Consider the following 12474-nt stretch of genomic DNA (forward strand, 5'->3'; position numbering starts at 1 on the left):
CGATGACACCCCCACCGCTGGCCCGCGCGCTCGTCGGTCCCCCCAGCCCGGGCGACGACGCACTCCTCGTCTACGACGCCGACTGCGGGTTCTGCACACGCACCGTCGAGCGGGCGGTCCGGCACGTGCGGCCCCGGGTCGTGCCTGTGCCGTCGTTCCGGGTGGACCTCGCCGCCTGCGGCCTGACGCAGGCGCGGGTCGATCACGAGATGGTGCTCGTGCGTCCTGACGGCAGCACCCGGGGCGGTGCGCTCGCGGCGGCCGGTGTGCTGCGCCGGGCGCAGGGGTCGACGCGCGCGTGCTGGGTGGTCGTCGGACTCGTGCTCGGCCTGCCCCCGGTGCGCTGGCTCGCCGCACCCCTCTACCGCGCCGTCGCGCGGAACCGGCACCGCATGCCGGGTGCCACCGCGGCCTGCCGGATCACCCCGGCGGGCCCGCCCGACCCCATGGCGGCGCCCGCCGTCCGGACCCCTGCCAGGAGGACCTCATGACGAACGCACCTTCGACCCCCGCGAGCACGACGACGTCCTGCGACGTCGTGGTCGTGGGCGGCGGCCCTGCCGGGTCGGTGACCGCCGGGCTGCTGGCCCGGCAGGGCCACCGGGTCACGCTCCTCGAGCGCGAGACGTTCCCGCGATACCACATCGGGGAGTCGCTCATCACGGGGATGCTCGGTGTGCTGGCCGAGCTCGGCGTCCTGGAGCGGATCGAGGCCTCGGGGTTCCCCCGCAAGAACGGCCTGAGCATCGTGTGGGGCGCGGACCGTGACCTGTGGAACGTCGACTTCGCCGAGATCGAGGGCCCCTACCCGTACAGCTTCCACGTGCGCAGGGACGAGTTCGACGCGCTGCTGCTCGACCACGCGCGCGACCTCGGGGTCCGCGTCGTCGAGCGGGCCACGGTGGTCGCCCCCCTGCTCGAGGACGGTCGGGTGGCGGGCGTCCGGGCCGAGGTCGACGGCGAGCCGCAGGAGGTGCGGGCGCCGCTCACGGTGGACGCGTCGGGCCAGGGGCGTGTGCTCACGCGCCGGCTCACGGAGATCGAGTGGCAGGAGGACCTGCGCAACATCGCGTACTGGACCTACTTCGAGGACACGCGGCCGCTGCCGGAGGGCCAGCTCGGCAACATCCTCGTCGAGCGCGTCCACGACGGCTGGTTCTGGGCGATCCCGGTCGACGACGGGTCCGCGCGCCTGAGCGTCGGGTACGTGACCGGCACTGCCGACCTGCGCGCGTCGGGCCTCGGCCTGCAGGAGCTGTACGAGTCGCGGTGCCAGGAGACGAAGCAGCTGCGTCTGCTGCTCGACGGGGCGCGGCGGGTCGCCGACTTCCGTACGACGCGCGACTGGTCGTACTGCTCGGAGCGGTTCTCGGGACCCGGCTGGCTCGCGGTGGGCGACGCGGGGGCGTTCATCGACCCGCTGTTCTCCGGCGGGGTGTGCCTCGCGGTCCTCGGTGCGGACGCGGCGGCCGCCACGGTGGACACCGCGCTGCGGCGGCCGGACCTGCAGGCGGCGGCGCTCGAGGCGTACGACGCGGGCTACGCGGGCATGATCGCCAGCTTCCTCGCCTACGTGCGGTTCTTCTACGACCCGACGCGCGACCGCGAGGACTACTTCGCGCAGGCGCGCGCGATGGCGGACTTCCACCAGCGGTACCCAGAGGCGCGCCAGGCGTTCGTCGCGGTGATCTCGGGGACGCTGGCCCTCTCGTCGCTGTTCGCGATCCCGACGCCCGACGCCCAGGCGACGCTCGTGGGCGAGTCGTGAGCGGCACCGTGCGGCGACGAGCGCGTGCCGGCGCGGTGGTGCTGGTCGCCGTCGCCGTGGCGCTGCTGGTGGCGCCGCCGGCGTCGGCCGCCCCCGTGCCCGTGCGCACGCCGGGGGGCGCGGCGGTGCCCGTGACCGTCTGGGCGCCGTGCGACGAGCCGGAGCTCGCCGCACTGGCGTTGGAGTGCGCCGTCGTGGAGGTCCCGCGCGACCGCGCGTGGCCGCGGGCGGGCAGCGAGCGGCTCGCCGTGGCCCGGCACCGTGCTCAGGGGGACCCGCAGGAGCGTGCCGGTGTCCTCGTGGTGCACGCGGGCGGGCCGGGCATCCCGGGCCGCTCGGCCGCGGGGATGTTCGCGTTGCGTGCGCCCGCCGAGCTGCTCGCGCGCTACGACGTCGTGGGGATCGACCCGCGGGGAGTCGGCGGCTCGACGCCCACCCTCGGGTGCGACGACGACCACCTCACGCCCGTCCGTCCCGACCCCGTGCCCGCCGACCCGCGGGCCGAGGCGGCGCTGCTGCTCGACGCCGCCGGGTACACGCTCGACTGCGTGCGGGCGCACGGGGCGCGGCTGCCGAGCCTCGGCACGGCCGACGCGGTGGAGGACCTGGAGGCGGTGCGGCGCGCGCTGGGGGAGGTGAGGCTGTCGGTCGTCGGGTACGGCTACGGCGCCTACGTCGCGGCGGTGCACGCCACCCGCCACCCGTCGTCGTCGGCGCACCTGGTCCTCGACTCGAGCCTGCGTCCCGACGGCGACCTCTACCAGCACTACCTCGACCAGAGCCGCGACTTCGACGCGCGGGCGCAGGAGCTCTTCGCCTGGATGGCCGAGCACCACGGGGTGTACGGCATGGGCACGACCGCGCAGGAGGTCGCCACGGCCTACGACCGGTTGCGCGCGCGGACGGTCGCGGAGCCGGTCGACGGCGTGATCGGCCCGTGGGAGCTGGAGAGCACGTTCCTCAACCTCGCCTGGGAGACCGCGTTCTGGCCCTTCCTGGGGCAGGCGCTCAGCGACGCGGACCGCGGCGACGTGGCGCTGCTGCGGTTCGTCCACGAGCAGTTCGGCTCGCACCCCCACGACAACTCGTACGCCGCGTACACGGCGTCGCAGTGCGCGGACGCGCGGTGGCCGCGCAGCTGGGGCCGGTGGCGTACCGACGCGCAGCAGGTGCACCGGGACGCGCCCTTCATCGGCTGGAACAACGTCTGGTACGTGGCGCCGTGCGTCACGTGGCCGGTGCCCGGGCGTCCCGCGAAGGTCGGCACCGCCGTCCCGGCGCTGGTGGTGCACGCCACGGGGGACGCCGGCATGCGGCTGTCGGGCGGCGAGGCGATGCACCGGGCGTTCCCGCGGTCGCGGATGGTCGTGTCCGACGGCGGGCGTGAGCACAGCGTGTCTCTCGTGCGGCAGGACGCGTGCGTCGACGCGGTCGTGGTCGACTACCTGCTCCACGACGCGCTCCCTGCGGAGACCGGGCGGTCCGCCGACGTGACGTGCCCGGCGGGTCCGGCGCCGGAGCCCTGGCCGGCCGCACCGGCCGCACCGTCCGCGCGCGCCCTCGTGGCACCGGTGCCCGACGGTCCCGACCCGTGGGCCCACGGTCGCGTGAGGCGGTAGGACGCGGCGGGTGCGCCCACGGGGGGCGCACGCGCCGCGTCCTCAGGCTGCGCCGTCGGACGCGGGCGCCAGCACGGCGAGGGTGGTGCCCTGGCCGCAGGGCTCGCTCGACACGAGCCGCAGCCCGGCCTGCGCGGCGAGCGCCCCGACCTCCTCGGCGGTGCGCACCCGGCCGCCGACGAGGACCATCTCGTGCACGTCGACGTGGCTGGTGACGACGGGGTTGGCACCGGGGACGCGGAGCCAGTCGAGCGCGAGCACGCGGCTCCCGGGCGTGCACGCGTCGGCGCAGCGGCGCAGCACGCGGCCGGCGTCCTCGTCCGGCCAGTCCAGCAGGATACTTGCGAGCAGGTAGACGTCGCGCCCGCCGGGCAGCTCGGCGAAGAAGCTGCCGGGGGCCGTCAGGGCGCGGGCGCCGAGCCCGGCGGCCGCGAACCGCGCCGCGGCGCGCGCCGCGGTCCCGGGCAGGTCCACGAGCGTGCCCCGCAGGTGGCCGTGCCGGGTGAGCAGGTGCGTGAGGTGCGCGCCGTCCCCGCCGCCGACGTCGACGACCTCGCGGACCTCGGACCACAGCGGTAGGTCGGCCAGGGCTCGTGCCGAGGGCTCCGCGCGCGACGACATCTGGTCGGTGAACGCCGCGGTCCGCGCGGGGTCGTCCTCGACGTCGTCGTACAGGTCCGTGCCGTGGGCGACGCGGTAGGCCGGCCCGCCGGTGCGCAGCGACGTCATGAGGTGGGCGTACGCCTGCTCCATGCGGTGCGTGACGCCCTCGAGGTCGAAGTGCGGGCGCAGCCCCAGGGGGTGGTCGTCGCGCAGCAGCTCGCCGAGCGGGGAGAGCGTGAAGCGCGTCGGCGCCACCTCGACGAAGAACCCTCGCACCGCGAGGTAGTGCAGGACCCGGCGCAGCGCCTCGGGCCGCACGTCGCAACGCTCGGCCAGCTCGTCGCTGTCCGTCACACCCGCGGCGACGAGGTCGGCGACGTGCAGGGTCGCAACAGCCCGGATCGCGTACTGCGGCAGCGTGCTCATGTAGCTGATGAGCTCCGAGGCGCGCTGCTGGACCTCGGGGGTCACCGGGGGTGGCGGCCGCAGCGCGGTGGTGGTCGACGCAGGCATGGGCGCTCCTTCGACGGTCGACCGGCGCCTGGCGGGCGGTCGCGAGCCTCCAGCATCTTCCCGGTGCGGGGGACGGCGGAAGGCACGGTCGGTCGCCTCGACCCTGGCCGTTCGGCTACCCCGGACGGCGCCCCCGTCCGGTCTGTTGCGCGGTCCGGTCCGTGGCGCAGGCTGGTTGCTGACGCAGACCAGCGAGGGGGGCACCATGCCGAAGAACGACACCACCTACGGGCGTATCGCCGAGGTGAGGTTCGTGAGTGCCAACTTCGAGATGCTGCAGGGACTGGTGGTGGCGCCCGGCATGCTGGTCGTGGCGGTGCTCATGTACGCGGCGTCGACGCCCGTGCCGCTGCTGTCCGGCGCGGGCGGGCAGCTCCTGGTCGTCGCGCTCGGGATCGCCGCGACCGTCGCCGCAGCACGGGCGGCGCGCCGCTACCAGACCACCTACGGCATCGTCCGCAGCTCACCGCGGGTCGGGGGCCGGTACGCGGCAGCGACCTTCTGCGCCCTGGCGGGCGTGCTCCTCGTGCGGCTGCTCGACCTGCAGACGGAGACGAGCCCGGAGGGCGTCCTCATGTCGGTGGTCGCGATCCTGTTCGGCCGGCGCTCCGGGCCGGCCGCCCCGCCGATCGTGACGGTCGGCGCGCTCGGCCTCCTGCTCTCGGTGCTGCCGCTGGGGCGGTGGACCGACACCGGGAACCATCCCTTCTCGCACATGGCGGTCCTCCTGACGGCGGCGGCCCTGGCGCAGGTCGTCGTCGCGATCTGGTGCCACCTGGTGCTGCGGCGCGTGCTGGCAGGTGTTCCCCAGGAGTCGCAGTGACGTCGGGCGGGACGACCGACGACGGGTACGCGGAGCTGGCGCGGCTCGACAAGGTCGTCCACGAGCCCGCACGCCTCGCGGTGGTCAGCGCGCTGCGGGAGTGCGCGTCGGCGGACTTCACCTACCTGCGGCGCGTCACCGGCCTGTCAAAGGGCAACCTGTCCGGGCACCTGGCGACGCTCGAGGCGGCCGGTCTCGTCGCGGTCACCAAGGGGTACGTCGGGCGGCGCCCGACGACCTGGGTGGAGCTGACCGAGCTCGGGTCGTACGTCGTCGACGACTACTGGGCGACGATGACGCGCGTGGGGGCGGCCCTGCGGACCCGATCTCCACACAACGGTTGATGCCCGGCCTCGGGCCCCTCCCTAGCGTCGACGGTGCAGGTTCCGCCGTCACAGAGGAGTCGGAAATGAACAGGATCGAAGCCGCAGCCGCCCGCACCGTCCCCGGTGTGGAGGCCGAGACCCTCCGCCCGCTGGAGCTCCCGCGCAGCGCGACACCGACGCTGGCCACGCCGGCGCTGGCGTGGGCGGGCTTCCAGGGGGTGCTCGCCGGGTACGCCGTGATGGACATGGTGTTCGGGTACACCGAGGCCAGCGCGGCGCCCGCGTCCGTCGGGTTCGGCGAGATGAGCGTCGGTGAGCTGGTCAGTGCACGCCAGGAGTACCTCGCGGGCTGAGTCCGTGCAGCACGGCGCCCCGGGTGCTCCCGCCCGGGGCGCCGTGCGTGTCAGCGCACGGTCGGGTCAGTGCGCGCCGACGGTGCGCAGCTCGCGGCCCAGGGCCGTGGCGGCGGCCTGCAGCGCGTCGCGACGGCGGTCGTCCGCGGTGACCGCGAGGGCCGCACGTGCGGAGCCCAGGTGCGCGGCCGCGGCGGCGTGCACGTCGGCGAGCCCCACGTCGGCGAGCTGCGCGACGTGCTCGGCCACCCAGTGCAGGTCGTGGCCGTCCTGGGCCAGCTCGACCGCCCAGTCGGCCACCGACGACTGCCGTGCCAGCGTGAGGATCTGCGCTCCCACGGCGTGGCCGCGCGCGTGGACGAGCTCGTCGGGCGTCACGGGGCGGTCGACGACGTCGTCGAGGGCCGTCCCCAGCGCGACGAGCCCGTCCGCGGACGTGGTCGCCGCGACGTCCACCGACGCCAGCAGCAGCGAGCCGGCACCCGCGTGCACGAAGGCGGTCTGCGCCCCGTAGGACGCGCCCCGACGCTCCCGCAGGTCGTGCACGAGCCGTGACGAGAAGTAGCCGCCCAGCACGAGGTTGGCCACCTTGAGCGCCGCGTACGACGGGTCCGTCCGGCCCACGACCGTCAGGACCGCGCGCAGGCAGGTGTGCACCTGGCCGGGCCGCTCGTTCAGCAGGACGGGCCCCGACAGGTCGTGCGGCACGGGGACCGGCCGCAGCGGCGGTCCGGCCGGCGCCCACGTCGCGAGGGCCTCCGCCGTGTCGTCGAGCGCCCTGTCGACGTCGAGGTCGCCGGCCAGGACGACCGTGGCGCCGTCCGGTCCGACGCGCCGGTACGCGAGCTCCAGGACGTCCTGCGGATCGACGGCGAGCACGTCCTGCGGTGCCGCGCTCGGCCTGCCGTACGGGTGGGCGGTGCCGTAGGCGCCCAGGTTGAGCGTCTCGAGCGCCGCCAACGACGGGCCGGCGTGCGCCATGGCCGACATCTGCGCCGCCTCCGGGACCTGTGCGCGGACGTCGTCCTCCGTGAGCGTCGACAGTGCCCGCAGGACGAGCCGGAGAGCGTGTGCCGCGCTTCCCGCCAGGCAGGTGCCGCGGATGTGGAGGGCGTCCGCGTCGACAGAGGCGTGCAGGGTCCCGCCGAGGCGGCGGATGATGACGTCGAGCTGCTCGCCGGCGACGGTGCGACGCGGGTGCAGCAGGCTGTGGGCGAGCAGTGCGGCCTGCGCGGGCGGCGCCTGGCCGAGCGGGACGCGGACCCGGAGCTCCACCAGCGGCACGACCGGCAGGGCGACGACGACGACGTCCGTGCCGGCGGGTGTGCGCGCCGACGCCGTCGGGGGGACGCGCAGGCCGGCGGGCGAGGGGACGAGTGCGGAGTCGACCAGCGACAGGTCGACGCTCATGCCCGGGTACCCGTCGCAGGGCCGGCCGGGACACCGGGGCTGACCACGTGCAGTGCCCGCGGGGACGGCAGCAGGGTGGCGGCCGCGTCGCTGACCTGCGAGGAGCCGACGGCCTGGAGGAGTCCCGGCAGCAGCCACGGCAGCTCGGGCGTCCCCCGGTGCTGCAGGGCCGTGGCGACGGCGAGCGCCCGCTGCGTCGGGCACGCGACGCGGGACCACGTGCGCTCCAGCGCCGAGGCGTGCAGCCGCTCCAGCTCGGCCTCCGTCACGCCGTGGGCCGCGACCTCCTCGAGGGCGGTGTCGAACCGGGCGAGCAGCTCGGCCTCGTCCACCCCGGGCAGGAGCATCGCGGTGACGACGAAGCCGTTCGGGTCACGGACGTCGAACGGCTCGCCCGCGAGGTCGACGCCGGCGCCCACGGAGGCGGCCAGCGGTCGCCCGGTCTGCCGGGTGTGCACGGACAGCCGCTGGCCGACGTCCCCCAGGACGTCGGCCAGGACGACGTACGGCAGGTACGCCGCCAGGTCGGCCGGGTCGGGCACGCGCCAGCCCCACGCGACCGCGGGGAGCGGCGCGGCCCCGTCGACGGCACGCGAGGTCCGGTCCGCGCGCAGCGGTGCCGGCACCGGCCGCTCGGGAGGTGGCTCGGCGGGGCCGGGGAGCGCACCGAACCACCGCTCGACCGACCGCAGGACCTCGTCCGGGTCGACGTCGCCGACGACGGCGACCACGGCACGGTCGGGCCGGTAGTGGCGGCGCCGGAAGTCGGCCACGTGCTCGGGCAGGACGGCCCGCAGGGCGGCGACGTCACCGTAGCCGTCGTGCGCGTACGCGTGCTCGTCGAAGAGCAGCGCGCTGAGCGGTACCCGGGGGAACCCGCCGTACGGCCGGTGGTCGAGCCGGCCCCGCACCTCCTGGTGGACGACAGCGCGCTGCTTGGCGATCCCGTCCGTGGTCACGTCCAGGGTCGCGAGGCGGTCGGCCTCGAGCGCCAGCACCCGGTCGACCACGGCGGGCGGGACGAGCTGGTGGAAGCACGTGCGGTCGGCCCCCGTGAGTCCGTTGAAGGATCCGCCGACCCCCTGCACGAGGCGTCCGTGGCCCCCGGGTGGCACGTGGTCCGATCCCTCGAACATCAAGTGCTCGACGAGGTGGGCCAGCCCCGCCTGCCCGGGCGCCTCCGCCCGCATGCCGACGTCGTAGACGACGGCGACGCACGCGACGTGCACGGTCGGGTCCGGGACGACGACGGTGCGCAGCCCGTTGGACAGGCGCGACACGACGACAGGGGGTGCCACGGGAGCGGCAAGCATCTGGACGGTCACGCCTCCCCTTCCTGCTGCGGTGTGGGTGGCTGCGGTCGGTGGCTGTGATCGGTGACTGCGGTGTGGCCGGCTGCGGTCGGTCCATGCTGTCGTCGTCCCCGGTGCCGGGCCTCCACCGATCGGTGGAGGCGGCGGGGGGCGCGCACCGCGGACGCCACCACGTATCGATCGAACCGCTTGAAGAATCGATCGTTCAACGATAGATTCTCCACGTCATTCGATCGAGGAGTCCCCATGCGCAACCTCACTGTCCTCGCGTTGCGCGTCGTCATCGTGCTCGCGCTCGCCGGGTCCCTGTTCGTCCAGTTCTTCATGGCGCCGTTGCTGTGGATCGACCTCGTCGAGGCGGACGCCCCGCCGGGCGTCCGGGTGCCGTTCGTCGCGATCTTCGTGCTCGGGCTGGTCACGCTGCAGGTCTGCGCCGTGTGCGTGTGGCGCCTGCTGACGATGGTCCGGCGCGAGGAGGTCTTCACGCCCGCCGCGTTCCGCTGGGTCGACGTCATCATCGGCGCGATCGTCGCCGCCGCGGTCCTGGTGTTCCTGCTGGCCGTCGTGCTGGCGCCGGGGGAGGCCGTCGCGCCCGGGATCGTGCTGCTGATCTGCGGCGCGGCGCTGGTCCTGGGCGGCATCGCGCTGGTCGTCCTGCTGCTGCGCATGCTGCTCGCGCAGGCCGTCGACCGCGACCGCGAGGCCCGGCGCCTGCGCGACGAGCTCGACGAGGTGATCTGATGCCCATCGTCGTGGACGTCGACGTCATGCTCGCGCGCCGCAAGATGTCCGTGGGCACGCTCGCCGAGCGGGTCGGCATCACGCCCGCCAACCTCGCGGTGCTGAAGAACGGCCGCGCCAAGGCCGTGCGCTTCACGACGCTCGCCGCGCTGTGCGAGGTGCTCGACTGCCAGCCGGGGGACCTGCTGCGGTGGGAGCCGGACGGGGAGACGGACCCGACCGACCCCGCGTAGCCCCGCGTCGGTACCCTCTGCGGGTACCGGAGGGGGCACTCATGGTCGACTACACGATGCCGGGCGCGTACCAGCGCAGCACCGGCACCTTCTTCACCGTCCTGCAGCGGCGGGCGGCGGCGCACGCGTCGTCGGCGGCACCGCCCGGCGGCCGCGTCCTCGACGTCGGCTGCGGGCCGGGCATGCTCGTGCGGACGCTCGCTCGCCGGCGGCCCGACCTGCGCGTCGACGGCGTGGACGTCACGCCGCAGATGGTCGAGCACGCCCGCGCACTGCTCGCGCGCGCCGGCCTGGCGGACCGCACGTACGTCGTCGCCGGGGACGCCGCGGCCCTGCCCTACCCGGACGCGTCGTTCGACGCCGTGACCTCGACCATGAGCTTCCACCACTGGTCCCCGCTGGGCGTCGCCGTCCGGGAGGTGCTGCGCGTGCTGCGCCCCACGGGCACGGCCTACCTCTACGACGTGGGCGTGGCGCCCTTCGACGGCGTGCGCGCGGCCGTCGCGGGTGCGCCGGGCTGGACCTGCGAGCGGGTCCTCGTGCGGGGGATCGTGCTGCCGTCGGTGCTGTACCGGGGGGTGCGGCTGCGGCGCGTCACGCCGTGAAGAGCACCTGCCCGTGGCTGTCGCGGACGACGGCCCGCGGCGCATCCGTCACGTCCAGCTCGACGTGCAGGCGGTGGGCGCCGTCCGCGGACGTCGACGTGTACCGGTAGCGGGTGTTCGTCAGCTCGCCCGTGGTGGTCCGGGCGGTGTGCAGCCAGGGGTGCCGGCGGCGCAGCGCGATCAGCGCCTGGTGGACGTGCAGGACGTGCCGCTCGTCGTCCCCGAGGTCGTCCGGGGAGGCGGGCAGGGCCGGCCGCACGGCGTCGTCGCCGCCCTCGCGCTCCTCCTTGAGCGCGGTCCAGCCGAGCTCGTCGCCGTAGTAGACCGACGGGACGCCGGCCACCGTCATGAGCACGACCAGCGCGAGCACGGCGGCCCGCGGCCCCACCTGCGTCGCGATGCGTGTGACGTCGTGGTTGCCGACGAAGGTCTGCGGGACGAAGGTCGCGAGCAGGTCGTCGTGCCGGCGCAGCGCGTGGTCCAGCTCCCAGAAGTTGCGGTCGACCAGGCTGCTCCACATGGCCTTCCACAGCTCGTACTGCGTGACCGAGTCCATGCCGGAGGCGGCCACGACCTGCGCGTAGTCGCCGTGGATCACCTCGCCGACCACCCAGGCGTCGGGGTGCCGCTCGCGCACCGCCGGCAGCACGTGCGCCCAGAACTCCGCCGGCAGCGCGTACGCGGCGTCCAGGCGCCAGCCGTCCGCGCCGCGGTCGAGCCAGTGGCTCATCACGTCGGCGACGTACGCGGCGACCTCGGGGCTGTCGTGGTTCAGGGCGACGAGCGCGCGGTGGCCCTCGAAGTCGGCCGTGCGCGGCCCGTCCGGGTGCTCCCAGTCGACGCGCAGCCAGCCTGCCCGCGGGCCGTCGGGCCCCTCGGCCAGCACCTGGGTGACCAGCGGGTGCTCGGCTCCGACGTGGTTGAACACGCCGTCGAGCAGGACGCGCAGCCCGCGCTCGTGCGCGGCGGCGCAGAGGGCGGCGAGGTCGTCGTCGTCCCCGAGGCGCGGGTCGACCCGGAAGTGGTCCGTGGTGTCGTACCCGTGCGACGACGACGCGAACACCGGGCCGAGCAGCAGGCCGTTGGTGCCCAGCAGCTGCACGTGGTCGAGCCACGGGAGCAGCTTGCGCAGGCGGTGGGGCTCGGGGGAGTCGTCCGGCGTGCGGATCGGTGCGCCGACTGCCCCGAGCGGGTACACGTGCCACCAGATCGCGTGCTCGGACCAGCTCACGGCACCTCCTGACGGGTCGACGGCCGACCTCCGAGGCTACCGGCGCGTCGCCGCCCCGCCCGCCGGTGCACGGTCAGGCGGTCGGTGCCCGCGGCACGAACGGCCGCAGCTCCTCGTCCATCCCCTGGACGACCAGGCACGACGCCTCCGGCACCTCGAGCCAGGCGCCGCGCAGGTTCTCGAGCGGCTCGGAGACGACGAGGCGGGTGTCGTCCGCCAGGTGCTGCACCGCGAGGTTCTCCGGGTAGTGCGCCTTCAGCGCGGACACGTCGGCGTTGCGGAACAGCGTGCGCGAGCGCCCCTCGGAGGAGTAGCGGACCGCCCAGATCCGGTTCCCGTCGGTCGTGGCCAGCGTGCCCTGGAACGGGAACTCCACACCGTGGCGACGCCCGGCCTGCTCGACCATGCCCACGGCGGCGGCCATCGCGGCGGGCGGGTCGTCGGCGAGCCCGAACGTCAGCGCCAGGTGGAACACCGTCTCCGAGTCGGTCGTGCCCTCGATCTGCGGGAACAGCGACGGGTCCACCGCGAGCTGCAGGTCCCGCTTGAGCGCCGGGAACCCGTCGACGGTGCCGTTGTGCATGAACAGCCACCGCTCGTGCCGGAACGGGTGGCAGTTGGTCTGCTGCACCGCGCTGCCGCCCGCCGCGCGGACGTGCGCGAGCACCAGGTCGGACCGCACGTGCCGCGCCAGCTCCCGCAGGTTCCGGTCGCTCCACGCGGGCTCCATGCTGCGGAAGACCCCGGGCTCCGGCACGTGGCCGTCGTACCAGCCGACGCCGAAGCCGTCCGCGTTGGTCGGCTCCGCACCGAGGTGGCTGTGCAGGCTCTGCAGGACCAGCGAGTTGGTCGGCCGGTAGAGCAGGTCGTCGAGCGTCACCGGCGCCCCGGAGTACGCCAGCCACCGGCACATGTCGTCCCCCCGTCGTCCGGACC

14 protein-coding genes are annotated in these 12474 nt (G+C 75.0%); 9 read left to right on the forward strand and 5 right to left on the reverse strand.

All coding sequences use genetic code 11. The features are described from left to right. The first annotated feature begins 2 nt into the window (after window positions 1–2). Genes IR158_RS10930 through IR158_RS10940 form a run of 3 tightly spaced genes read left to right on the forward strand, consistent with a single transcriptional unit; the run spans window position 3 to window position 3387 of the window. The gene (locus IR158_RS10930; protein ID WP_291812875.1) at window positions 3–491 is read left to right on the forward strand and encodes a thiol-disulfide oxidoreductase DCC family protein; all 489 of its coding nucleotides are present in this window, start codon (window positions 3–5) and stop codon (window positions 489–491) included. Further along, window positions 488–1768 (forward strand): NAD(P)/FAD-dependent oxidoreductase, encoded by a 1281-nt coding sequence (locus tag IR158_RS10935; RefSeq protein WP_291812877.1) that lies wholly within the window; start codon window positions 488–490, stop codon window positions 1766–1768. The genes IR158_RS10930 and IR158_RS10935 overlap by 4 nt, the downstream gene beginning before the upstream one ends. Next, complete coding sequence (locus tag IR158_RS10940) at window positions 1765–3387, forward strand: alpha/beta fold hydrolase (protein WP_291812880.1); 1623 nt, start codon at window positions 1765–1767, stop codon at window positions 3385–3387. The genes IR158_RS10935 and IR158_RS10940 overlap by 4 nt, the downstream gene beginning before the upstream one ends. A gap of 42 nt (window positions 3388–3429) precedes the next feature. Here the strand turns inward: IR158_RS10940 and IR158_RS10945 are convergent, their stop codons facing one another. Beyond that, complete coding sequence (locus tag IR158_RS10945; protein ID WP_291812882.1) at window positions 3430–4503, reverse strand: methyltransferase; 1074 nt, start codon at window positions 4501–4503, stop codon at window positions 3430–3432. 205 nt (window positions 4504–4708) lie between these two features. Here IR158_RS10945 and IR158_RS10950 point away from each other — a divergent pair, with 205 nt between their 5' ends. From IR158_RS10950 to IR158_RS10960, 3 genes are all read left to right on the forward strand, one after another. Then, entirely contained in the window at window positions 4709–5326 is a 618-nt protein-coding gene (locus tag IR158_RS10950) for a hypothetical protein (protein WP_291812883.1), read from the forward strand. Continuing rightward, window positions 5323–5670, forward strand: a complete 348-nt coding sequence (locus IR158_RS10955; RefSeq protein WP_291812884.1) for a transcriptional regulator — start codon at window positions 5323–5325, stop codon at window positions 5668–5670. The genes IR158_RS10950 and IR158_RS10955 overlap by 4 nt, the downstream gene beginning before the upstream one ends. A gap of 65 nt (window positions 5671–5735) precedes the next feature. Then, window positions 5736–6005 carry a hypothetical protein gene (locus IR158_RS10960; RefSeq protein ID WP_291812886.1) on the forward strand — a complete coding sequence of 90 codons (270 nt, stop codon included), beginning with the start codon at window positions 5736–5738 and terminating at the stop codon, window positions 6003–6005. 66 nt (window positions 6006–6071) lie between these two features. Here IR158_RS10960 and IR158_RS10965 read toward each other — a convergent pair whose 3' ends face one another. Further along, a complete protein-coding gene (locus IR158_RS10965; RefSeq protein WP_291812888.1) occupies window positions 6072–7415 on the reverse strand; it encodes an insulinase family protein in 1344 nt (447 codons plus the stop codon). Beyond that, a complete protein-coding gene (locus IR158_RS10970; protein WP_291812889.1) occupies window positions 7412–8740 on the reverse strand; it encodes a pitrilysin family protein in 1329 nt (442 codons plus the stop codon). The genes IR158_RS10965 and IR158_RS10970 overlap by 4 nt, the downstream gene beginning before the upstream one ends. 234 nt (window positions 8741–8974) lie before the next feature. Between IR158_RS10970 and IR158_RS10975 the strand changes: the two genes are divergently transcribed. From IR158_RS10975 to IR158_RS10985, 3 genes are read left to right on the forward strand one after another with little or no spacing between them, the layout of a single operon-like run. Further along, entirely contained in the window at window positions 8975–9469 is a 495-nt protein-coding gene (locus IR158_RS10975; RefSeq protein WP_291812890.1) for a DUF2975 domain-containing protein, read from the forward strand. Further along, window positions 9469–9702, forward strand: a complete 234-nt coding sequence (locus IR158_RS10980) for a helix-turn-helix transcriptional regulator (protein ID WP_291812892.1) — start codon at window positions 9469–9471, stop codon at window positions 9700–9702. Before IR158_RS10975 ends, IR158_RS10980 begins: the two co-directional genes overlap by 1 nt. Window positions 9703–9743: 41 nt before the next feature. Further along, window positions 9744–10307 (forward strand): class I SAM-dependent methyltransferase, encoded by a 564-nt coding sequence (locus IR158_RS10985; protein WP_291812894.1) that lies wholly within the window; start codon window positions 9744–9746, stop codon window positions 10305–10307. On the opposite strand, the gene IR158_RS10990 is transcribed toward IR158_RS10985, so the two are convergent. After that, on the reverse strand, window positions 10297–11538 hold the full coding sequence (locus tag IR158_RS10990) for an alpha-amylase family protein (protein ID WP_291812896.1): 1242 nt from the start codon (window positions 11536–11538) through the stop codon (window positions 10297–10299). The two genes, IR158_RS10985 and IR158_RS10990, sit on opposite strands and share 11 nt — an antisense overlap. A 73-nt stretch (window positions 11539–11611) precedes the next feature. Continuing rightward, window positions 11612–12451 (reverse strand): class II glutamine amidotransferase, encoded by an 840-nt coding sequence (locus tag IR158_RS10995; protein ID WP_291812897.1) that lies wholly within the window; start codon window positions 12449–12451, stop codon window positions 11612–11614. Window positions 12452–12474 lie beyond the last annotated feature (23 nt).

It is taken from the genome of Cellulomonas sp. (genome assembly GCF_015234515.1).
Classification (GTDB): Bacteria; Actinomycetota; Actinomycetes; order Actinomycetales; family Cellulomonadaceae; genus Cellulomonas.

What these genes read in the sequence shown, in the direction of transcription:
- IR158_RS10930 (WP_291812875.1), top strand. Translation starts at nt 3, where the DNA reads ATGACACCCCCACCGCTGGCCCGCGCGCTCGTCGGTCCCCCCAGCCCG.
- IR158_RS10935 (WP_291812877.1), top strand. Translation starts at nt 488, where the DNA reads ATGACGAACGCACCTTCGACCCCCGCGAGCACGACGACGTCCTGCGAC.
- IR158_RS10945 (WP_291812882.1), bottom strand. Translation starts at nt 4,503, where the DNA reads ATGCCTGCGTCGACCACCACCGCGCTGCGGCCGCCACCCCCGGTGACC.
- IR158_RS10950 (WP_291812883.1), top strand. Translation starts at nt 4,709, where the DNA reads ATGCCGAAGAACGACACCACCTACGGGCGTATCGCCGAGGTGAGGTTC.
- IR158_RS10960 (WP_291812886.1), top strand. Translation starts at nt 5,736, where the DNA reads ATGAACAGGATCGAAGCCGCAGCCGCCCGCACCGTCCCCGGTGTGGAG.
- IR158_RS10965 (WP_291812888.1), bottom strand. Translation starts at nt 7,415, where the DNA reads ATGAGCGTCGACCTGTCGCTGGTCGACTCCGCACTCGTCCCCTCGCCC.
- IR158_RS10975 (WP_291812890.1), top strand. Translation starts at nt 8,975, where the DNA reads ATGCGCAACCTCACTGTCCTCGCGTTGCGCGTCGTCATCGTGCTCGCG.
- IR158_RS10980 (WP_291812892.1), top strand. Translation starts at nt 9,469, where the DNA reads ATGCCCATCGTCGTGGACGTCGACGTCATGCTCGCGCGCCGCAAGATG.
- IR158_RS10985 (WP_291812894.1), top strand. Translation starts at nt 9,744, where the DNA reads ATGGTCGACTACACGATGCCGGGCGCGTACCAGCGCAGCACCGGCACC.
- IR158_RS10995 (WP_291812897.1), bottom strand. Translation starts at nt 12,451, where the DNA reads ATGTGCCGGTGGCTGGCGTACTCCGGGGCGCCGGTGACGCTCGACGAC.